This window comes from Actinoplanes sp. NPDC089786 (assembly GCF_040684855.1).
In the GTDB taxonomy this organism is placed as follows: domain Bacteria; phylum Actinomycetota; class Actinomycetes; order Mycobacteriales; family Micromonosporaceae; genus Actinoplanes.
Window position 1 is genome coordinate 1,633,533 of record NZ_JBFBGU010000001.1, and the last position, 21,900, is coordinate 1,655,432.

At 71.0% G+C, this 21,900-nt stretch carries 18 protein-coding genes; 14 read left to right on the plus strand and 4 right to left on the minus strand.

All coding sequences use genetic code 11. The annotated features are described in order from the left end of the window. Positions 1-16: 16 nt before the first annotated feature. Both AB0O15_RS07920 and AB0O15_RS07925 read right to left on the minus strand, forming a co-directional pair. Positions 17-409: a response regulator gene (locus tag AB0O15_RS07920; RefSeq protein ID WP_364315512.1), complete on the minus strand. Its 393-nt coding sequence runs from the start codon at positions 407-409 to the stop codon at positions 17-19. Next, complete coding sequence (locus AB0O15_RS07925) at positions 406-3,042, minus strand: response regulator (RefSeq protein WP_364315514.1); 2,637 nt, start codon at positions 3,040-3,042, stop codon at positions 406-408. The genes AB0O15_RS07920 and AB0O15_RS07925 overlap by 4 nt, the downstream gene beginning before the upstream one ends. Before the next feature lie 55 nt (positions 3,043-3,097). Between AB0O15_RS07925 and AB0O15_RS07930 the strand changes: the two genes are divergently transcribed. From AB0O15_RS07930 to dapB, 6 genes are all read left to right on the plus strand, one after another. Next, positions 3,098-4,030, plus strand: coding sequence for a bifunctional riboflavin kinase/FAD synthetase (locus tag AB0O15_RS07930; protein WP_364315517.1), 933 nt, complete (start codon positions 3,098-3,100; stop codon positions 4,028-4,030). A 157-nt stretch (positions 4,031-4,187) separates the two neighbouring features. Next, entirely contained in the window at positions 4,188-4,457 is a 270-nt protein-coding gene (rpsO, locus tag AB0O15_RS07935) for a 30S ribosomal protein S15 (RefSeq protein WP_221378653.1), read from the plus strand. Between the two features lie 172 nt (positions 4,458-4,629). Then, complete coding sequence (locus AB0O15_RS07940) at positions 4,630-6,975, plus strand: polyribonucleotide nucleotidyltransferase (RefSeq protein WP_364315520.1); 2,346 nt, start codon at positions 4,630-4,632, stop codon at positions 6,973-6,975. A 5-nt stretch (positions 6,976-6,980) separates the two neighbouring features. Then, a complete protein-coding gene (locus tag AB0O15_RS07945) occupies positions 6,981-8,315 on the plus strand; it encodes a pitrilysin family protein (protein WP_364315522.1) in 1,335 nt (444 codons plus the stop codon). Continuing rightward, the gene (locus tag AB0O15_RS07950; RefSeq protein ID WP_364315525.1) at positions 8,312-9,256 is read left to right on the plus strand and encodes a phosphatase PAP2 family protein; all 945 of its coding nucleotides are present in this window, start codon (positions 8,312-8,314) and stop codon (positions 9,254-9,256) included. Before AB0O15_RS07945 ends, AB0O15_RS07950 begins: the two co-directional genes overlap by 4 nt. A 10-nt stretch (positions 9,257-9,266) precedes the next feature. Beyond that, positions 9,267-10,022, plus strand: coding sequence for a 4-hydroxy-tetrahydrodipicolinate reductase (dapB, locus tag AB0O15_RS07955; RefSeq protein ID WP_364315527.1), 756 nt, complete (start codon positions 9,267-9,269; stop codon positions 10,020-10,022). Between the two features lie 99 nt (positions 10,023-10,121). Here the strand turns inward: dapB and AB0O15_RS07960 are convergent, their stop codons facing one another. Then, on the minus strand, positions 10,122-10,895 hold the full coding sequence (locus tag AB0O15_RS07960; protein WP_364315530.1) for an aminoglycoside phosphotransferase family protein: 774 nt from the start codon (positions 10,893-10,895) through the stop codon (positions 10,122-10,124). A 461-nt stretch (positions 10,896-11,356) separates the two neighbouring features. After that, positions 11,357-11,917, minus strand: a complete 561-nt coding sequence (locus tag AB0O15_RS07965; RefSeq protein ID WP_364315531.1) for a GNAT family N-acetyltransferase — start codon at positions 11,915-11,917, stop codon at positions 11,357-11,359. A 56-nt stretch (positions 11,918-11,973) separates the two neighbouring features. On the opposite strand from AB0O15_RS07965, the gene AB0O15_RS07970 reads away from it, so the two are divergent. The 8 genes from AB0O15_RS07970 (at position 11,974) to AB0O15_RS08005 (ending at position 21,891) form a co-directional block, all read left to right on the plus strand. After that, positions 11,974-13,206: a crosslink repair DNA glycosylase YcaQ family protein gene (locus tag AB0O15_RS07970; RefSeq protein WP_364315534.1), complete on the plus strand. Its 1,233-nt coding sequence runs from the start codon at positions 11,974-11,976 to the stop codon at positions 13,204-13,206. Between the two features lie 5 nt (positions 13,207-13,211). Continuing rightward, positions 13,212-13,703: a DUF2752 domain-containing protein gene (locus tag AB0O15_RS07975; RefSeq protein WP_364315536.1), complete on the plus strand. Its 492-nt coding sequence runs from the start codon at positions 13,212-13,214 to the stop codon at positions 13,701-13,703. Positions 13,704-13,717: 14 nt separating this feature from the next. Then, positions 13,718-14,518, plus strand: a complete 801-nt coding sequence (locus AB0O15_RS07980; protein WP_364315539.1) for a thymidylate synthase — start codon at positions 13,718-13,720, stop codon at positions 14,516-14,518. Between the two features lie 56 nt (positions 14,519-14,574). After that, a complete protein-coding gene (locus AB0O15_RS07985; RefSeq protein WP_364315541.1) occupies positions 14,575-15,057 on the plus strand; it encodes a dihydrofolate reductase in 483 nt (160 codons plus the stop codon). Between the two features lie 24 nt (positions 15,058-15,081). Beyond that, positions 15,082-15,975 (plus strand): 4-hydroxy-tetrahydrodipicolinate synthase, encoded by an 894-nt coding sequence (gene dapA / locus AB0O15_RS07990; RefSeq protein ID WP_364315543.1) that lies wholly within the window; start codon positions 15,082-15,084, stop codon positions 15,973-15,975. Between the two features lie 17 nt (positions 15,976-15,992). Beyond that, positions 15,993-17,681: a ribonuclease J gene (locus AB0O15_RS07995; RefSeq protein WP_364315546.1), complete on the plus strand. Its 1,689-nt coding sequence runs from the start codon at positions 15,993-15,995 to the stop codon at positions 17,679-17,681. 76 nt (positions 17,682-17,757) lie between these two features. Continuing rightward, on the plus strand, positions 17,758-19,284 hold the full coding sequence (locus AB0O15_RS08000; protein WP_364315549.1) for a S1 family peptidase: 1,527 nt from the start codon (positions 17,758-17,760) through the stop codon (positions 19,282-19,284). 120 nt (positions 19,285-19,404) lie between these two features. Further along, on the plus strand, positions 19,405-21,891 hold the full coding sequence (locus tag AB0O15_RS08005; protein ID WP_364315551.1) for a DNA translocase FtsK 4TM domain-containing protein: 2,487 nt from the start codon (positions 19,405-19,407) through the stop codon (positions 21,889-21,891). The last annotated feature ends 9 nt before the right edge of the window (positions 21,892-21,900 follow it).

Below are 21,900 nucleotides of genomic sequence, written 5' to 3' on the forward strand. Positions count from 1 at the left end.
AGCACGGCAGGAGCGGTCAGCGCGGCAGGTGCTGCGCGACCACCGCGACGAGGTCGGCTGCGGCGTACGGCTTGTCCAGGAAGCCGTCGCAGCCGGCCTCGATCGCCGCCGCCCGGTCCTGTGGCAGCACGCTGGCCGTCACCGCGACCACCACCGGGCGCGGACCGGCCGGCGTGACCGTGCCCCCGGCCAGTTCCCGGGCCAGGGTCAGCCCGTTGCCGTCGGGCAGGTTCATGTCCAGCAGGACCAGGTCGACCGGTTCGCCGGCGAGCTTCTCGCGGGCGGTGGCCAGGCTGCCGGCGTCGACGATCTCGGCGTGCCGCACCGCGGCGATGTCCGCCCGGGCCAGCACCGCCTTGACCAGCGTCCGGTTGAGGTCCTCGTCCTCGACCAGGAGGATCTTGCTCACAGCGGTGTCCTTCCTCGACTGCGCCTGCCGAGCAGCGGCGCCAATGCCTCCCAGCCGGTTCCGCCGGCCATCGCCTCGGCCAGCACGCCCCCGGCCATCGCGGTGGCCACCAGCGGCGCCGCGTCGGCCGGGTCGGCGCCGGACGCCGCGGTGATCCCGATCACCGGCGTGTGCGCGGACTCCTCGGCCATCGCGGCCATCAGGCTGAAGCCGTCCACGTCGGTGGTCTGCATGTCGCAGACGATCAGGTCGAAGTGTCCGGCCCGGCTCAGCTCCAGCCCGTCCCGGCCCTCGGCGCAGGCCACCACGTCGGCCCCGCCGGCCCGCAGGCCCGCCTCGATCGCGTCGCGGACGTCGTCGTCGCGGTCGACCACCAGCACCCGCGGGCTGGACCGGTCGGCCACCGTCTGCGCCAGCGCGCCGAGCAGCGCCGCCTGGTCGACCGGCTTGACGAAGTAGTCCCGGGCGCCGAGCGCGAGGCCGGCCTGCCGGTCGTCGATGATGCTGGCGAAGAAGACCGGGATGCCGGCCAGCCGGGCGTCCGCCTTGAGCCGGCGGATCACCTCCCAGCCGTCGATGCCGGGCAGCGTCACGTCGAGCACGATCGCGTCCGGCGGGCAGGCGCCGGCCGCGGACAGCCCGTGCTCGCCGCTGCCGGCCACGTCGACCCGGTAGCCGGCCGCGCTGAGCTGGGCGGTGAGCAGCTCGGCGGACTGCGGGTCGTCCTCGATCAGCAGCACCAGCGGCGCGTCGTCGCCGGTGTCGCCGGCGGCCGGCACCGAGCGGATGGTCGGGGCGGCCGGCAGGCGTACGGCGAACGAACTGCCCTGACCCGACGCCGAGACCAGCGAGATCTCGCCCTCGTGGGCCTCGACCAGCCGCCGGGTCAGCGCCAGCCCGAGCCCGGTGCCGGCCCGCCGCCCCTCGTCGTCGCCGGCCTGCTGGAACTCCTGGAAGATGCGGGCTTGGTCGGCCGGCGCGATCCCGATGCCGTCGTCCTCGACCACCACCTCGACCGTGTCCCGGTCGGGCATCCGGGTGGTGACCGTGATCGTGCCGTCCTCGGGCGTGAACTTGATCGCGTTGGACAGCAGGTTCTCCACGATCTGCCGGAACCGCACCCGGTCGGCCAGGGCGATCGCCTCGCGCAGGTCGGTGACCACGGTCAGCCGCTTGGTGGTGATAAGCGGGGACAGGCCGGTGAGGAGCTCGGCCACCGCGGTGTCGGCCCGCAGCGGGGCCAGGCGCAGGTCGAGCCCGCCGGCCTCGACCTTGGCCAGGTCCAGGATGTCGTTGATCAGGCCGAGCAGGTGCCGCCCGCTGGTGTGGATGTGCTCGACCCACTCGGCCGGCACCCGGCGGCGGTCACCGTCCGGCTCCTCCAGCCGCATCAGGTCGCTGAAGCCGATGATGGCGTTCAGCGGCGTACGCAGCTCGTGGCTCATGTTCGCCAGGAACGTGCTCTTCGCCTGGCTGGCCCGGGTCAGCGCCTCCACCGACTCGCTGAGCTCGGCCGAGAGCCGGCGCTGGGCGGTCGTCACCGCCTGCCGCTCGGCCAGGATGCCGGCCTGCCCGCCGAGCGCAGCCAGGAGCCGCAGGTCCTCGTCGCTGAACAGGGTGCGGTGCCGGTTGAAGAGCAGCACCGCGCCGTCCACGTCCGGCGGCACCGGCATGCTGATCGCGGTGACGAAGTCGTCGCCCAGGTCGTCGCCGTAGTGCGCGACCACCGAGGGGGCGCCCTCACGCAGCCGGGCCGGTCGGCCGGCCCGGATCAGGGCGGTCAGGACGGCGTTGTCCAGGCTGTCCGGCGTGGGCAGGGACGGGCCGGAGTAGCCGATCGTGGCGAGCTGCCCGTCCGGCCGGGGCATCAGCACGGCGACCGCGTCGGCGCCGGTCTGCACCCGCATGACCTCGGCGTACGTCTGCCAGACCTGCTCGGGGGACTCGACCGGGGCGCGCAGCAGCCGCTCGGTGACCCGCTGCGCGGCGCCGGCCGAGAACGCCCGGCGCAGGAACCGCGGCGGGGCGAAGGCCACCAGGTAGCCGAGCCCGCTGACCATGGCCAGCAGCCGGCCGATGGCCTCCAGGCTCGGCGTCTCGGTGAACGAGCCGACGCCGATCAGCGCGACCATGCCGCCGAAGGCCAGGGTGGCGGCGGCCGCGATGGTCAGCCGGGCCTTGTTGGCGCCGGTCCGCCGGCGGGCCTTGCCGAACAGCAGGCCGGCCGCGACGCACTCGCCGGCCAGGAAGACCAGGACGACCAGCGCGAGCACCGGGTCGGTCGGGTCGGTGCCGGTGAACAGCCGCGCGCCGGCCACGAACACCCAGGTCAGCCACACGAAGAGCTCAAGCTGGCGGGGCACCGAGCGGAGCCGCGCGGCGAGCCGGACGGTCAGACCGGGCTGGGACAGCGAGATCGCCACGGCCATCGGCGAGATCCACCACGGCAGGTCGCCGGGCAGGGCCTCGGCCAGGCTCGCCACGAACAGCACGGTCGGCGGCAGGAAGACCCAGGTGATGTCCCGCTGGAGCGGGTCACGCCGGCGCAGGTAGTGATAGAGGGACCGGACAAAGAGCGCCGCGAAGGTCAACTCCGCGGCGAACAGGACGATGAGGCTCCAGTCGGTTCCCATATTGTCACTAATCGTAGCTTTTCGGCGCGTCGGACAATGCCGATACGCTGTGCCGATGCAGCGCTGGCGGGGTTATGAGGCGGTGCCGGGCGGCTGGGGCCGCTCGGTCGTGACGATCGGCGTCTTCGACGGGGTGCACCGCGGGCACCAGGCGATCATCGGCCACACCGTGAAGCGGGCGCGTGATCTGGGCGTGCAGTCGGTCGTGGTGACCTTCGACCCGCACCCCTCCGAGGTGGTGCGCCCGGGCTCACACCCGGCGGTGCTCACCGAGCCGGTCCGCAAGGCCGAGCTGATCGAGGAACTCGGCGTCGACGCCCTCTGCGTGGTCCCCTTCACCCCGGCGTTCTCCCAGCTCAGCCCCGAGGCGTTCGGCCACGACGTGCTGGTCGAGGCGCTGCACGCCTCGGTCGTCGTGGTCGGCGACAACTTCCGGTTCGGTCACAAGGCGGCCGGCGACGTGACGCTGCTGGCCGCGCTGGGCCGCTCGTTCGGGTTCGCCGTGGAAGAGGCGCCGCTGGTCGCCGACGACGACGTGGTGTTCTCGTCGACGTACATCCGCAGCTGTGTCGACGCCGGCGACGTCCGGGCCGCGGCGGCCGCGCTGGGCCGGCCCCACCGCCTCGGCGGCGTGGTTGTCCGTGGCGATCAACGGGGCCGTGAGCTGGGCTTTCCCACCGCCAACCTGATGTGTCACCGGTACGCGGCGATCCCGGCCGACGGGGTCTACGCCTGCTGGCTGGTGCGCGGCGGGGTGCACGCCGGCCGGCAGATGGCCGCGGTCTCGGTCGGCACCAACCCGACCTTCTCCGGCCGCGAGCGCCGGGTCGAGGCGTACGTGCTCGACTTCGACGGCGACCTCTACGGCGAGCGGGTCTCCCTCGACTTCGTCGACCACCTGCGCGAGCAGCGGGCCTACGAGGGCATCGAGCCACTGGTGGCGCAGATCCGGGACGACGTGGAACGGACCCGCGCGCTGTTGAGTTAGGCGCTTCAGTCCGGTTTCGGGCGGCGGGCGGGGCGGTCGGATGGGGCTGGTAATGTTGGGTGCGCTGGGTTCACCAGCGACCGGTCTCGCCTGCCTGCCCGACGCCGCGGGCCGCGAGAAGATCCGGCAGAATCGGCAACACAGAATCACGGAGATTATGGCGCTCGATCAAGAGACCAAGACCAAGATCATCGACGAGTACAAGGCGCAGGACGGCGACACCGGGTCGCCCGAGGTGCAGGTCGCGATGCTGACCAAGCGGATCGCCGACCTCACCGAGCACCTCAAGGTGCACAAGCACGACCACCACAGCCGCCGTGGGCTGCTGCTGCTGGTCGGCCGCCGCCGCCGACTGCTCAACTACGTGCAGAAGAAGGACATCGCGCGCTACCGGACGCTGATCGAGCGTCTCGGCCTGCGCCGATAACTTCGCCGGGGGAGCGACCCACACGGGGTCGCTCCCCCGCTCTACAACACCCACGGACCCGCCGCGGCCGGTCCTCGGTAGTGGTTCCCGAGCTCGCCTCGGGCACTTCGATCGAAGACCGGCGGAGAAAACAACCCCGTCGGGTCCTTTGACGAAGGAGTTCCACACCAACATGCCAGAGCAAAACACCGCTCTCGGGACCGAGTCCCGCACCGCCGTGATCGACAACGGGGCCTTCGGCACCCGTGAGGTCACGTTCTTCACCGGCCGGCTGGCCCAGCAGGCCGCCGGTTCGGTCATCGTCCAGCTCGGCGAGACGACCGTCCTGTCCGCCACCACGGCCGGCAAGACGCCCCGCGAGGGCTTCGACTTCTTCCCGCTCACGGTGGATGTCGAGGAGCGGATGTACGCCGTCGGCCGGATCCCCGGCTCGTTCTTCCGCCGTGAGGGCCGCCCCAGCGAGGACGCCATCCTCACCTGCCGGCTGATCGACCGGCCGCTGCGCCCGTCCTTCACCAAGGGCCTGCGCAACGAGGTCCAGGTCGTCGAGACCGTGCTGGCGCTCGACCCGCAGCACCCGTACGACGTGGTCGCCATGAACGGCGCCTCGATGTCCACCAAGCTCTCCGGCCTGCCGTTCTCCGGCCCGGTCGGCTCGACCCGCGTCGCGCACGTCGAGGGTCAGTGGGTCGCCTTCCCGACCCTGGAGGAGATCGAGCGCGCCACCTTCGACATGGTCGTGGCCGGTCGCGTCACGGCCGACGGCGACGTCGCCATCATGATGGTCGAGGCCGAGGCCACCCCGCACGCCATCAAGCTGATCCAGGCCGGCGCCACCGCGCCGACCGAGGAGGTCGTGGCCAGCGGCCTCGAGGCGGCCAAGCCCGCCATCCGCGAGCTGTGCCGCGCGCAGAGCGAGCTGGCCGAGATCGCTGCCAAGCCGATCGCCGAGTTCCCGGTCTTCCTGGACTACCAGGACGACGTCTACTCGGCCGTGTCCGACCTGGTCCGCGAGGAGACCGCCGAGGCCCTCAAGATCGCCGGCAAGGCGGAGCGCGAGGAAGCCCTCGACCTGATCAAGGCGAAGGCGCACGACCAGCTCGACGGCCAGTTCGAGGGCCGCGAGAAGGAGATCTCGGCGGCCTTCCGTTCGGTCACCAAGACCGAGGTCCGGCAGCGGGTGCTGCGCGAGCAGGTCCGCATCGACGGCCGCGGCCCGCGTGACATCCGCCCGCTGAGCGCCCAGGTCGGCATCCTGCCGCGGGTGCACGGCTCGGCGCTGTTCGAGCGGGGCGAGACCCAGATCATGGGTGTCACCACGCTGAACATGCTGCGGCTGGAGCAGGCGCTCGACACGTTGGCGCCCGAGAAGTCCAAGCGCTACATGCACAACTACAACTTCCCGCCGTACTCGACCGGTGAGACCGGCCGGGTCGGTTCGCCGAAGCGCCGCGAGATCGGTCACGGCGCGCTGGCCGAGCGGGCCCTGGTGCCCGTGCTGCCGACGCGTGAGGAGTTCCCGTACGCGATCCGTCAGGTCTCCGAGGCCCTCGGCTCGAACGGCTCCACCTCGATGGGCTCGGTCTGCGCCTCCACCCTGTCGCTGCTGTCCGCCGGTGTGCCGCTGAAGGCGCCGGTCGCGGGCATCGCGATGGGCCTGATCTCGGACGAGGTCGACGGCAAGACGCAGTACGTCGCGCTGACCGACATCCTGGGCGCCGAGGACGCGTTCGGTGACATGGACTTCAAGGTCGCCGGCACGGCGGAGTTCGTCACCGCGCTCCAGCTCGACACCAAGCTCGACGGCATCCCGTCGGACGTGCTGGCCGGCGCTCTGCAGCAGGCGCACGACGCCCGCACCACCATCCTCGAGGTGATGGAGCAGGCGATCAACGCCCCGGCCGAGATGTCGGAGTACGCCCCGCGGGTCACCTCGGTGAAGATCCCGGTCGACAAGATCGGCATGGTGATCGGGCCGAAGGGCCAGACGATCAACGCTATCCAGGACGAGACCGGCGCCGACATCTCCATCGAGGACGACGGCACGATCTACGTCGGCGCGACCAACGGCCCGTCGGCCGAGGCCGCGGTCGAGCGGATCAACGCGATCGCCAACCCGACGCTGCCCAAGATGGGTGACAAGTTCCTCGGCACCGTGGTGAAGACGGCCGCGTTCGGCGCGTTCATCTCGCTGCTGCCCGGCCGCGACGGCCTGCTGCACATCTCCAAGGTGGGCGACGGCAAGCGGGTCGAGAAGGTCGAGGACTTCCTCAACGTCGGCGACAAGGTCGAGGTGTCCATCGCGGACATCGACGCCCGCGGCAAGATCTACCTGGACAAGGTCCGGCCCGAGGGCGCCGAGGCGCCCGCGGCCGAGGCGGCGTCGGGCGAGTCCCGGCCGCCGCGCGAGGACCGTGGTCCCCGCGAGGACCGTGGCCCGCGTGAGGGTGGCGGCGAGCCCCGCCGGCGCCGGCGGTCCCCGGGTGGTGGCGGCGGAGACCGCGGCCGCGACAGCTGACCGGAATGACAACAACTGACCGCGGGCCGGCCGGCAGGCCGGCCCGCGTTCTTACCAAGACCCTCACCGACGGCATACGCCGGACGGTGCTGCCCAGCGGCCTGCGCATCGTCACCGAGAGCATCCCGACCACCCGCAGCGCCTCGGTCGGCGTCTGGGTCAACGTCGGCTCCCGGGACGAGACCGCGACCATGTCCGGCGCCTCGCACTTCCTCGAGCACCTGCTGTTCAAGGGCACCGCGAAGCGCACCGCGCTGGACATCTCGGCCGACATCGAGGCGGTCGGCGGCGAGACCAACGCGTTCACCACCAAGGAATACACCTGCTTCTACGCGCGGGTGCTGGACGCGGACCTGCCGCTGGCCGTCGACGTGCTGTGCGACGCGGTGGCCTCGTCGGTGCTCGCCCCGGCCGACGTCGAGGTCGAGCGTGGCGTGATCCTCGAAGAGATCGCCATGCACGAGGACGAGCCCGGCGACGAGGTGCACGACGTCTTCACCGAGACGGTCTTCGGGGCGGGCAGCCCGCTCGGCCGGCTGATCTCCGGCACCGAGGCGACGATCTCGCCGATGACGCGGACCCAGATCAACGGGTTCTACCGCAAGCGCTACATCGCGCCGCGCATCGTGATCGCGGCCGCCGGCAACCTCGACCACGCGGTCGTCGTCCGGCTGGTCCGCAAGGCCCTGGCCGGCACCGCGCTGGACACCCCGGCCGCGTCGCCGGAGAGCCGCCGCTCCTCGGCCAAGAAGGTGAAGACCCTCCCGGTCCGCACCGAGGTGCGGACCCGCGACACCGAACAGGCCCACCTGGTGCTCGGCGGCGTCGGCATCGGCCGGACCGACCAGCGCCGGTTCGCGCTGGGCGTGCTCAACAACGTGCTCGGCGGCGGCATGTCCAGCCGGCTGTTCCAGGAGATCCGGGAGAAGCGCGGGCTCGCGTACTCGGTCTACTCCTACGACACGCAGTACGCGGACGCCGGCGTCTTCGGCGTCTACGCGGGGTGCGCGCCCGGCAAGGTCGACGAGGTGCTCGACCTGACCCGCACCGAGCTGGCCGCGGTCGCCACCAAGGGTGTCACCGTCGAGGAGGTGGCGCGCGGCAAGGGCATGGTCAAGGGCGCGTACGTCCTGGGCCTGGAGGACACCGGCTCGCGGATGAGCCGGATCGCCAAGTCCGAGATGCTCTACGACGACCTGATGCCGGTCGACGAGCTGCTGGCCCGGGTCGACGCGGTCACCATCGACGACGTCAACGAGGTCGCGCTCGAACTGCTCGCCCAGCCGATGTCGCTCGCCGTGGTCGGCCCGTTCGAGGCGGGTGCCTTCGGCGACCGATGACGACGACCCTCCCTCCCCCCGACACCAAACCCGATCTGCGCCGGCGCCGCATCATCGGCATGGCCGTGCTGGCCGTCGTGTTCGCGGTCGGCACCTACTTCATCGGGGTGCCGACCAGCGACCCGCTGATCGCCTTCGGCTGGCTGTGGCTGGCCACCGTCGCCTGGAACAACCACTGGCCGCTCAAGCGGCACCTGTTGTTCCTGCGCGACTGGCTGCCGATCTCGCTGCTGCTGATCGTCTACAACGTCTCCCGGGGCTACGCCGACAACCTGTTCGCCCCGCACGTGCACGAGCTGATCGACGCCGACGAGTTCCTGTTCGGCTGGCTGACCGGCGGCCAGGTGCCGACCCAGTGGTTGCAGGAGCACCTGTACCAGCCGGGTGTTGTGCAGTCGTGGGAAGTGGTCGTCTCGATCGTCTACTTCTCGCACTTCCTGACCGTGCCGACCATCGCCGTGCTGCTGTGGATGCGCTCGCGGGAGCAGTGGGCCCGGTTCATGCGCCGGTGGTTCACGCTGTGCGTGTTCGGGCTGATCACGTACTTCCTCTACCCGGCCGCGCCGCCGTGGTGGGCGGCCCTCCCCGAGAACGGCTCGCTGATCCAGGCCACCCGCATCTCCACGAACGGCTGGGACGCGATCGGGCTGCACGGCGCCGGCAACACGCTGAACGCGCTCCAGGTCGAGGCGTCCAACCCGGTCGCCGCGATGCCGTCGCTGCACACCGCGTTCGCGATGATGGCGGTGGCGTTCTTCCTGCCGTACGTGAAGAGGCGCTGGTGGCCGCTGCTGCTCGCCTACCCGCTGGCGATGACCTTCACGCTGGTCTACACGGCCGAACACTGGGTGATCGACGTACTGGTCGGCTGGGCGTACGTCGGCCTGGTCTTCATCGGGGTGGGGCTGGCCGAACGCTGGTGGCGGTCGCGGGCTCAGTAGGATCGAGCCCGTGACGGACGTGCAGCAACCGATCCGCGTCGGGGTTCTCGGCGCCCGCGGCCGCATGGGCCTCGAGGTGTGCAAGGCGGTGGACGCCGCCGACGACCTCGAACTGGTCGCCATGATCGACCAGGACGACTGGCGCTTCAACGCGGCCGACGCCGGCGCCCAGGTGCTGGTCGACTTCACCACCCCCGACGTGGTCATGGACAACCTCCAGTGGGGCATCGACCAGGGCATCAACATGGTCGTGGGCACGTCCGGCTTCACCGAGGAGCGCCTCGGCGAGGTCCGCGACCGGCTGTCCGGCAAGCCCGGGGTGGGCGTGCTGATCGCCCCGAACTTCGGCATCGGCGCGGTCCTGATGATGCAGTTCGCGGCCCGCGCGGCGCGGTACTTCGAGTCGGTCGAGATCATCGAGCAGCACCACCCGCGCAAGCTGGACGCCCCGTCCGGCACGGCCACGCACACCGCCCGGCTGATCGCGGCGGCGCGGGCCGAAGCCGGGTGCGCGCCGATGCCGGACGCGACCAAGGAGTCGCTTCCGGGGGCGCGGGGCGCCGAGGTCGACGGGGTGCGGGTGCACGCGGTGCGGGCGGCGGGGTTGGTCGCCCATCAGGAGGTGTTGTTCGGCACGGCCGGCGAGACGCTGACCATCCGGCACGACTCGCTGGATCGCGCTTCTTTTATGCCGGGCGTTCTTCTGGCCGTGCGAGCGGTGGTTTCCCGCCCCGGCCTCACAGTTGGGCTGGATTCACTTCTTTAACGATGTCGTAGCGGGGTGGGTGGTGCTGACCGTCGCTCCCGCCGAGGCCGGGCGCGCGGCTCCAAGGCCGTGACCGGCCAGAACAGAGCCGCCCACCCTTCATTCTGATTGCAACTCACCCTCGAAAAGAGCGCGGTGGGTGTCGGTCCATTTGATGCGCGCGGCCCATTCGGTGTGGACTTCGGGGCCGTAGGAGGCCTGCGGCTGGTAGCCCTGCTTGCCCAACAGGGTGGAGCGGGCGATGACCTCCCGCTGCTGGGTGCGGACGGCGTCGTAGAGGCCTTCGGTCGAGGTCAGGCCGTAGGCGGTGGCGAAGGTCTCGACGCGTTCGCGGCGGTCGGGCGGCTCGGGATAGCGCAGCCAGCGGAGGCTCTCGGCGTCGGAGCGGAACGGGGCCACGTATTCGAGGGCGTAGGCCACGTCGTGCAGGGGTGGTTTCGGCCAGGCGTAGTCCCAGTCGAGGATGCCGACCGGGGTGGTGCCCCGCCAGACCAGGTTCCACGGGCCGAAGTCGCCGTGGCAGATCAGCTCGCCCTCGGCCGGTGCGCCGGAGGCGCCGGCCCAGTCGGTCGCGGGCCGGTAGGTCGCGATCGCCTCGTGGTAGTCGCGCAGCAACCGGGCCATCGCCACCAGCCCGGCCGCCGGCACCACCGACGACCAGCCCTCGGGCCCGGAGTCACCCTCGAGGTAGGTGAGGATCTCGCGGCCGTGCTCGTCGATGCCCAGCACCCGCGGCGAGTAGGGGAAGCCGATGTCCGCCAGATGTCGCAGCAGCGCGTGGACACTGCTCGACCAGGCGTGCAGGGGCCGGCGCACGGTGTCACCGACGCGTTCCACCCGCCGGTGCGGGTCGTCCTGCAGCACCTCGTTCACAGCTCGCGACCGTACCGGCCCGCCCGATGACCGGCCGCCCATTTCCCACCGGCGCGGCACAATGGCCAACGAGCCGCACTTACCGTCATGGTCTGGCCTACGTCTCCGACCAGGACTACGGCTTCCACGCCGAGGCATGCGCGCCGGGGATCCTGCCCGGCCCGCCCGCTTGAGTTGCGTGTCGGCCTTGGCTGCGTGATCGGCTGGGCCGACAGAGTGGGCTTGGGAAGGGTGACCACTTACACAGAATGAAGCGTTGCCGGCTCGTTCTGGACGCGTCAGCGGCCAGAGCCGGTCACGCGGCCTCGGGGGAGCGACGGTCAGCACCACCCGGTCAGGTGCGACATGAAGTTCTTGACCTTGATCTGGGTTGGGAAGAGGAAGGCGCCTCGGCGGGAGCGACGGTCGGCACCACCCACCCGGCTACGACATCCGGATCTTGATCTTGGTTTTACAGAACGTCAGGGTTCCAAGGAGACATGCATCCTGAGCTGCGGAACCAGCATGTCGTCGACATCCAGGGCGCGGCCGGCGCCGTCGGGTTCCCAGCCCGTCGTGGTGAGGAACTTGCGCATCGCCGGATCGGCCTCGTAGACCCAGGCGACGGCCGATTTGAAGCCGTCTTCCTTCCATAGGTCGACCGTGGCGGCCAGCAGCCGGCTGCCGTGGCCCCGGCGGCCCCAGCGCGGCTCGATCAGGATGTCGGTGATGGCGGCCACGTCGTCGCCCAGCGGGGGCTCCTCGGGGGACAGCGCCTGCTCGTCGGCGGGCCCCGCGGCGGCGAAACCGACCGTGGTCGTGGCCGAGTCGCCCTGCTCGATGGCGATCAGCACACGATGACGGGGCGACGGCGGCGCCTCGATGGCCTCGGTCCAGCCGCGCGTCAGATAGGCCTCGTCCAGGTTGGCCAGGACGTGCGCCGGGAACATCCGGCGGTAGGCCGTACGCCAGGTGGTGAGCTGAACGCGGGCGATGTCCGCGGCGTCCGACGGGCGTGCGGGACGGACGTAGCCGAGTGCCATTCTCTGAGCCTACCGAGGGCCCCCAATGTGTCGTACCCCCGCACTAGATTTCCAGGGTGACCATCCCCGACACCTTGAGCGTCGCGCAGGCCCGGCGAATCACGCTGGCCGCGCAGGGCTTTCTCGACCCCAGGCCGGGCGGCGCCACCGACATGCGCCACCTGCGCCGGGTGCTGCGCCGGCTCCACCTGATCCAGATGGACTCGGTCAACGTGCTCCAGCGGGCCCACTTCATGCCGCTCTATTCGCGGCTCGGGCCATACCCGGTCGAGCTGATCGACCGGGCGGCCTACCGCCGGCCGCGCGAGCTGTTCGAGTTCTGGGGCCACGAGGCGTCGCTGATCACCACCGATCTCCAGCCGCTGTTCCGGTGGCGGATGGCGCGGGCCCGCGACTTCGCCTGGGGCAACATGACACGCATCGCCCGTGAGCAGCCCGAACTCGTGCAGTGGGTGCTCGACGAGGTGCGTGCTCGCGGGCCGATCACGGCGGCCGAGATCGAACACGACGCGCCGCGGACCAAGGACAACTGGGGGTGGAACTGGTCGGTGGTCAAGCAGGCGCTCGAGTGGCTGTTCTACTCGGGGCAGGTGACCGCGGCGGAACGGACGACGTCGTTCGCGCGCCGGTACGACCTGACCGAGCGGGTGCTGCCGCGGGCGGTGCTCGACGCGCCGACCCCGGCCTATGAGGACGCGATCCGGGCCCTGGTGCGGCTCTCGGCCCAGGCCTTGGGCGTGGCGGCCGAGGGTGAGCTTCGTGACTATTTCCGGCTGCCGGTGGCCGGGTTCAAGCAGGCGGTGGCCGAGCTGGTCGACGACCAGGTGCTCCAGCCGGTGGCCGTGCAGGGCTGGAAGCAGCCGGCCTACCTTCATCACGAGGCGCGGCGGCCCCGCTGGGTGCGCGCGTCGACGCTGGTCAGCCCGTTCGACCCGCTGATCTGGGAGCGTTCCCGCACGGAACGGCTGTTCGACATGACCTACCGCATCGAGATCTACGTGCCGGCGCCGCAGCGGACATACGGCTACTACGTGCTGCCGTTCCTGCTGGGCGACCGGTTCGCCGCCCGGGTCGACCTCAAGGCCGACCGCAAGGCCGGTGTGCTCCAGATCCCGGCGGCCTGGATCGAGCCGGCGGCCGACCAGGCCGAGACGGCCGTGGCGCTGGCCGCCGAGCTGCGCCGGCTGGCCGGCTGGCTGGGGCTGACCGAGGTCGCGGCGCCCGAGCGGGGCGACCTCGCCGGCCCGTTGGCGGCCGCGCTGGCCAGCAGCCCGGCGGGTGTACCGTGACGACCATGACGACCGAGACGGCGCAGCCGCCGCCTCCTTACTATGGCGGCCCCGACCGGGGCTCCCGGTTCCTCAACAAGCTCTGGTACCGGTCGCCGGTGTGGATCGCCCCGGCCGCGATGCTGGTCTGCATGGCCAGCGCGCTGGCCTACACCGAGGTCACCCATCCGACCGCCGCCGGCGCCGGCGACCCGCCGAGCTGCCTGTTGAAATACACCACCGGCTTCGTCTGCCCGGGCTGCGGCGGCACCCGCGCGGCGTGGTACCTGATGCACGGTGACGTCCCGGCGGCCGCCCGTCATCACGCGCTGTTCGTCTTCGCGGTCCCGTTCCTGCTCTACATGTATGTGGCGTGGGCCGGTCGGCGCGTCTTCGGCTGGAAGCTGCCCCCGCTCACCCTGGGGCCTAAGGTGCTCGGAGCGTTCCTCGCGGTGTGGTTCGTCTGGAGCATCCTCCGCAACCTGCCGTGGGCGCCGTTCACCTGGTTCTACGTCTGATTGCGGGGGAGTCGATGACGGTCGACACGCAGTACGAGCAGTTGCTGCGCAAGGTCCTGGAGACGGGCACGCCGAAGGGTGACCGCACCGGCACCGGGACGGTCAGTCTGTTCGGCGAGCGGCTCCGCTACGACCTGTCGGCGAGCTTCCCGCTGATCACCACCAAGCGGGTGCACTTCAAGTCGGTGGCGGTCGAGCTGCTCTGGTTCCTGCGCGGCGACCAGAACACGGCCTACCTGAAGGAACACGGCGTCAAGATCTGGGACGAGTGGGCTGACGAGAACGGCGACCTCGGCCCGGTCTACGGCTATCAGTGGCGCAACTGGCCGACGCCGGACGGCGGCCACATCGACCAGATCAGCAAGCTGCTCGACACCCTGCGGAGCAACCCTGACTCGCGGCGCATGGTCGTCTCGGCCTGGAACGTCGCCGACCTGCCCGAGATGGCGCTGGAACCGTGTCACGCGATGTTCCAGTTCTACGTGGCCGACGGGCGGCTGAGCTGCCAGATGTACCAGCGCAGCGCCGACATGTTCCTCGGCGTGCCGTTCAACATCGCCAGCTACAGCCTGCTCACCCGGATGATCGCCGACCAGGTCGGGCTGCGGCCGGGCGAGTTCGTCTGGGTGGGTGGCGATTGCCACATCTACGCCAACCACGTCGACCAGGTGCGCGAGCAGCTGACCCGCGAGGCCTACCCGTTCCCGCGGCTCGCCCTGGCGCCCCGGCCGTCGCTGTTCGATTACTCGTTCGACGACTTCGAGCTGGTCGACTATCAACACCACGCCACGTTGAAAGCGCCTATCGCGGTCTGACCGGGCGAAGCGAGGGTCAGATCCGCTTTCCCGGTTTCGGCCTCTGGAGACACAGCATGACAATTCACATGATCTGGGCCGAGGCCCGCGACCATGTGATCGGCGCCGAGGGCGGCATCCCGTGGCGGATTCCGGGCGAGCAGGCGACGTTCAAGCAGCGCACGATGGGCGCGACCGTGGTCATGGGCCGCGGCACCTGGGAGTCGCTGCCCGGGCGGGTGCGACCGCTGCCGGGCCGGCGCAACGTCGTGCTGACCCGGGCCGGTGTCGAGGGGGTCGAGACGGCGGCGAGTGTCGACGAGGTGCTGACCAAGCACGACGACTTCTGGGTCATCGGGGGCGGGGCCGTCTACGCGGCCTTCCTCCCGTACGCGAATCATGTGGTCCGCACCGAAGTTGATCTCGAGGTGCCGGGGGACACCTTCGCGCCGGCGCTCGATGGCTGGCCGGCGTCGCCCGGCGAGTGGCAGATCACCGACACCGGGGTCAGATGGCGGGTGGTGGAGCACGTCCGCGCGGAAGCGCCGCGAAATGGCTGAGCCACGTCCGATAGGTTGTGGGGTATGAGCACGGACCCGCGGCCGTTCGGCCGGCTGCTGACCGCCATGGTGAGCCCGTTCACCCCGGACGGCGCGCTGGACCTCGACGGGGCGCAGGCGCTCGCCGTCCATCTGGTCGATGAGCAGCGCAACGACGCGCTCGTCATCAGCGGCACCGGCGGCGAGTCGCCGACCACCACCGACGCCGAGAAAGACGCCCTGATCCGGGCCGTGGCCGAGGCGGTCGGCGACCGTGCCAAGATCGTCGCCGGGGTGGGCACCAACAACACCGCCCACACGGTCGAGCTGGCCCGGGCCGCCGAGAAGGCGGGCGCACACGGCCTGCTCGTGGTGACGCCTTACTACAACAAGCCGCCGCAGGCCGGCGTGGCCAAACACTTCACCACGGTGGCCGACAGCACCGGCCTGCCGGTGATGATCTATGACATCCCCCACCGCACGGGCATCCCGATCGAGACCGAGACGCTGATCCGGGTGGCGGCTCATCCGAGCATCGTGGCGGTCAAGGATGCCAAGGGTGACCTGGCCGGCACCTCCGAGGTGCTGCGGCGCACCGATCTCGCCTACTACGCCGGCGAGGACAACGCCACGCTGCCGTGGCTGTCCATCGGGGCGGTCGGCCTGGTCGGCACCTCGACCCATTTCGTCGGCGCCACGGCCAAGGACATGATCCTCGCGTACGAGCGGGGCGACGTGGCCGAGGCGCTGGCGCTGCACCGCAAGGCGTTGCCGCTGTTCACCGGCATCTTCCGCGCACCCGGCACGGTGCTGGTCAAGGCCGGGCTGAACGCCCTCGGCCGGCCGGCCGGCCCGGTGCGCCTGCCGCTGGTCGACGCCACCGCCGATCAATTGGACCAACTGCGTAAGGACGCCGCCGAGGCCGGCATCGTCCTCTGACAATCGGAAAGAAATACATGAGTCAAGCTCACGTGGAGCTGCAAACACCACCGCCACTGCCCGAGGGTGCGCTTCGCGTCATCCCGCTCGGCGGACTTGGTGCGATCGGCCGCAACATGACCGTCTTCGAGTTCGACGGCAAGATCCTGATCATCGACTGCGGGGTGCTCTTCCCCGATGTGGAGCAGCCCGGCGTCGACCTGATCCTGCCCGACTTCGCGTCGATCCTGGACCGGCTCGACGACGTACAGGCGATCGTGCTCACGCACGGTCACGAAGACCACATCGGGGCCGTGCCCTACCTGCTGGCCCACAAGCCGGACATCCCGCTGGTCGGGTCGGAGTTCACGCTGGCCCTGGTCGAGGCCAAGCTGGCCGAGCGCCGGCTCGACCCGTACACGCTGACCGTGCGGGAGGGCCGCCGCGAGCAGCTCGGGCCGTTCGAGTGCGAGTTCTTCGCGGTGAACCACTCGATCCCGGACGCGCTGGCCGTCGCCGTGCGCACCCCGGCCGGCCTGGTGCTGCACACCGGCGACTTCAAGATGGACCAGGTGCCGCTGGACGGCCGGATCACCGACCTGGCCGGCTTCGCCCGGCTCGGCGCCGAGGGCGTCGACCTGCTGCTCTCCGACTCGACGAACGCCGAGATCCCGGGCTTCGTGACCCCGGAGCGTGAGATCGGCCCGGTGCTCACCACGATCTTCGGCAAGGCCCGCGGCCGCATCATCGTGGCCAGCTTCGCCTCGCACGTGCACCGCGTGCAGCAGGTGATGGACGCCGCGTACGAGTACGAGCGCAAGGTCGCCCTGATCGGCCGGTCGATGGTCCGCAACATGGGCATCGCCCGCGACCTGGGCCTGCTGCGCATCCCCGAGGGCCTGCTGGTCGGCATGGACGAGGCGATGGGCCTGCCGCCGGACGAGGTGGTCTTCATGTCCACCGGGTCGCAGGGCGAGCCGATGAGCGCGCTGGGCCGGATGGCCAACGGCGACCACCGGCACATCGCCATCGAGTCCGGCGACACCGTGGTGCTGGCCAGCTCGCTGGTGCCGGGCAACGAGACCTCGGTCTACCGGGTGATCAACCGGCTGGCCCGGGCGGGCGCCACCGTCGTCCACAAGGAGACGGCGAAGGTGCACGTCTCCGGTCACGCGCCGGCCGGCGAGCTGCTCTACCTGCTGAACGTGACCCGCCCCAGCAACCTGATGCCGGTGCACGGCGAGTGGCGACACCTGCGCGCGCACGCTCAGCTCGGCATCGAGTCGGGGGTCGCGCCCGACCGGGTCGTGCTGTGCGAGGACGGCGACGTCGTCGACCTGGTCGAGGGCCACGCCCGCCACGTCGGCAAGATCGAGAGCCGTTATGTGTACGTCGACGGCCTGGCCGTGGGCGACGTCAGCGAGTCGCTGCTGACCGAGCGGCGGATCCTCGGCGACGGCGGCTTCATCTCGGCCACCGTGGTCATCGACTCGGTCACCGGCAAGGTGGTCGGCGAGCCCAGCGTCTCCGCGAAGGGCTTCTCCGAAGACCCCGAGGCGTTCAGCCCGGTCATCCCGCTGCTGACCCAGGCGCTGCACCGGTCGGCCGAGGACGGCATCACCGACCCGCATCAGCTGCAGCAGGTGGTCCGCCGGACGGTGGGCCGCTGGGTCAACGACGCCTATCGACGGCGGCCGATGATTGTGCCCACTGTCGTGGAGGTTTGAACCCAACGACGCTCATCTCCGTATTCCCGGTCACGGCGCCGCCCCCACGGCGCCCGTGTCGAGGGGAGTGCGGAGTATGCAGCGCAAGCGGATCGCCATTGCGGCGGTTGCGGTAGCGGCGACCGGAGCGGCGGTGGCGTTCACGCTGCCGTCGATGGCGGGCACCAACCCGTCCGGCGGCGCGCCCCAGTCGGTCGCCGCCGGGGATGTCGCCCCGCAGCTGCTCGCCGTGATGAAGCGAGATCTGGGCCTCGACGGTGACCAGGCGCGCGCCCGGCTGAAGCGGGCCAAGTGGGCCAGCGGGGTCTCGTCGACGCTGGCCGCGCAGACCGGCAAGGAGTACGGCGGCGCCTGGCTGACCAAGGACGGCATGACGCTGAAGGTCGCGGTCACCGGCCAGGACCAGGCCGCGCTGGTGAAGAAGGCCGGCGCCGTCCCGGTGCTGGTCGAGCGCAGCGCTCAGACGCTGGACACGGCCAAGCAGAAGCTGGACGAGGCGCGGTCCGCCGCCGGTGACCTGACCGGTTGGTACGTGGACGCCCCGACCAACAAGGTCGTGGTCGTGGCCCAGCCCGGTGACACCAAGTCGGCGTGGGCCTTCGCCGAGGACGCCGGCCTGGACATGGACGCCGTCGCGGTGAAGACCGCCCCGCGGGCCAAGCCGCTGGCCGACGTCCGCGGCGCCGACCCGTACATCATCAACAACAGCGCGCGCTGCTCGATCGGCTTCGCGGTGCAGGGCGGGTTTGTCACCGCCGGTCACTGCGGGGTGGAGGGCGACACCACGACCGACATCGACGGTGGCGCCCAGGGCACCGTGCAGGCCTCGGTCTTCCCCGGTGACGCCGACATGGGCTTCGTCGCGGTCGACGCCGGCTTCGCCGACGAGCTGCTGCCGGTGGTCAACGACTTCGACGGCAACCTGCTGCCGGTGGCCGGCAACACCGAGGCGCCGGTCGGCGCCCCGGTCTGCCGCTCCGGTTCCACCACCGGCACCTTCTGCGGCGTGATCCAGGCCAAGAACCAGACCGTGAACTACCCCGAGGGCGCGGTCACCGGCCTCACGCAGACCGACGTCTGCGCCGAGGGTGGCGACTCGGGTGGCTCGTGGCTCTCCGGCGACCAGGCCCAGGGTGTGACCTCGGGTGGCTCCGGCGACTGCACGGTCGGCGGCACCACCTTCTTCCAGCCGGTCAACGAGATCCTGGCCACCAACGACCTGACGCTGCTGGTCAGCGGGGGCGAGGCGGCCCCGCCGGCCGAGGAGGAGCCCCCGGCCGACGCGGCGGCCGACTGCGCCGGCCTGCCGGTGAACGGCCAGAGCTCGATCGGCCGGGAGGGCGCCACGCAGCTCCAGCCGCAGGGCGGCGCGTTCCAGGCCAACGCCGGTGAGCAGAGCGCCTGCCTGCAGAGCCCGGAAGGCGCCGACTTCGACCTGGTGCTCCAGCAGCGGACCGGGCAGGGCTTCCGGACCGTCGCCACGGGCGAGGGCGAGAACGGCACCAAGACCCTGACCTTCAACGGCCAGGCCGGCACCTACCGCTACATCGTCGCGTCCACGTCGGGCAGCGGCACCTACACCATGGGCATCAGCGTTCCGTAGGGGTTGATCGGCTGCCCCGCACCCCGGTCTCCTCCGTCCGGGCTGCGGGGCAGCATCATGTTCGATGCGCTGCGGTGCGGCGTACCGATGGACGGGCTTCGTCCGATTACCGTGAGGACCATGGCGGGCCGTACTCCTCCGGCGAGCCGGGGCCGGAACGCGTCCAAGACGCGCGGCGCCGCGTCCTCCCGTGCCCGTAAACAGCCGGTGCGTCAGCCCAGCCGCCGCGCGCCGGCCAAGCGGGCCCCGGCCCGCAAGCCGGCCGGCTCGGGCGTGCTGGTCCGCGGCGTCGGCGCCCTGTGGATGGGCGTGGCGCACAGCGTCGGCTGGGTGGCCCGCAGCGTCGGCCGGCAGGCGGCCACGGCCAAGGACATCGATCCGGAACACCGCCGCGACGGCGGCGGCCTGCTCATGCTCGGCCTGGCCATCCTGGTCGGCGTCGCGGTCTGGGCGGGCAGCGCCGGTCCGGTCGGCGCCCGGCTGGCCGACGCGGTCCGGCTCTTCTTCGGCGCCCTGTCCGTGCTGCTCCCGCTGCTGCTGCTCTACGGCGCCGTCCGGCTGATGCGCAAGCCGGCCGACCCGGAGCACCGCGGCCGGTCGGTGGTCGGCTGGAGCGCGATCATCGTCTCCACGGCCAGCCTGCTGCACGTCTCGCAGCGGCCCGAGGACGACCTCGCGATGGACAAGGCGGGCGGCCTGATCGGCTACGCGATCGGCGGCCTGCTCGAGCGCGCGGTGACCGCCTGGGTGGCCGTACCCCTGCTGATCCTGCTGTTGATCTTCGGTCTGCTGGTCATCACGGCGACGCCGATCAACAAGATCCCCGAGCGGGTGATGCTGCTCGGCGACCTGCTGATGGGGCGTTCGCCGAAGGCTCCGGCCGACCTCCGGGACGACGACGAGGACGAGGAGCCGGCCGAGGTCGAGGAGGAACCGGCCCGGACCCGCCGCCCCGCTCGCCGCCGGCAAGGGTCGCTGGCCGACATCGGGCTGGCCGACGAGCCCGAGGAAGACCCGATCGTGCACGACACGATCGTGCTGCCGAAGTCGCGGAAGCCCCCGGCGCCGGCCCCGCCCGAGCATTCCGAGCCGCTGCCGACCCGGGCCGAGCAGCTCGACATCTCGTCGCTGCCGGGCGACTACCGCCTGCCCCCGCCGGACCTGCTCGGCAAGGGCAGCCCGGCGAAGACCCGGAGCAAGGCCAACGACGAGGTGATGACCGCGCTCACCGGCGTGTTCGACCAGTTCAACATCGACGCGCAGGTGGTCGGGTTCACCCGCGGCCCGACGGTCACCCGCTACGAGGTCGAGGTCGGCCCGGGTGTGAAGGTCGAGCGGATCACCCAGCTCTCCCGCAACATCGCGTACTCGGTGAAGAGCCCCGACGTGCGCATCCTGTCGCCGATCCCGGGCAAGAGCGCGGTCGGCGTGGAGATCCCGAACACCGACCCGGAGAACGTGTCGCTCGGCGACGTGCTGCGCTCCCGGGCGGCCACCGGTGATCACCATCCGATGCTGGTCGCGCTGGGCAAGGACATCGAGGGCGGCTTCGTGGTGGCCAACCTGGCCAAGATGCCGCACATCCTGATCGCGGGCGCGACCGGCGCCGGCAAGTCGTCCTGCCTCAACTCGCTGCTGGTGTCGATCCTGACCCGGGCCACCCCGGACGAGGTGCGGCTGCTGCTGGTCGACCCCAAGCGGGTCGAGATGACCTCCTACGAGGGCATTCCACACCTGGTGACGCCGATCGTGACCAACCCCAAGAAGGCGGCCGACGCCCTCGAGTGGGTGGTCCGCGAGATGGACATGCGCTACGACGACCTGGCCGCCAACGGGGTCCGGCACGTCGACGACTTCAACCGCAAGGTCCGCTCCGGCGAGATCGTGGCGCCGCCGGGCAGCGAGCGCGTGATGAAGCCGTACCCCTATCTGCTGGTGATCGTCGACGAGCTGGCCGACCTGATGATGGTCGCGCCGCGGGACGTGGAAGACAGCGTGGTGCGGATCACCCAGCTGGCCCGGGCGGCCGGCATCCACCTGGTCCTGGCCACCCAGCGGCCGTCCGTGGACGTGGTGACCGGCCTGATCAAGGCCAACGTGCCGTCCCGGCTGGCCTTCGCCACCTCGTCGCTGGCCGACTCCCGGGTCATCCTCGACCAGCCCGGCGCCGAGAAGCTGCTCGGCCGCGGCGACGGCCTGTTCCTGCCGATGGGCGCGAGCAAGCCGGTCCGCATCCAGGGCGCCTGGGTCGACGAGAAAGAGATCGCGGCGGTCGTCAAGTTCTGCAAGGACCAGCGCGAGGCCGAGTTCGCCACCGGCGTCACGGATGCCCCGCCGAGCAAGAAGAAGGAGATCGACGAGGAGGTCGGCGACGACCTGGAGGTGCTGATCCAGGCCATCGAACTGGTCGTGACCTCCCAGTTCGGCTCCACCTCGATGCTCCAGCGCAAGCTGCGGGTGGGCTTCGCCAAGGCCGGCCGGCTGATGGACCTGATGGAGACCCGGGGCATCGTCGGGCCGTCCGAGGGCTCCAAGGCGCGCGAGGTGCTGGTCAAGCCGGACGAGTTGGAGGAGACCCTGGCCACCCTGCGGGTGGATGGGGACTGACCGCCCGCC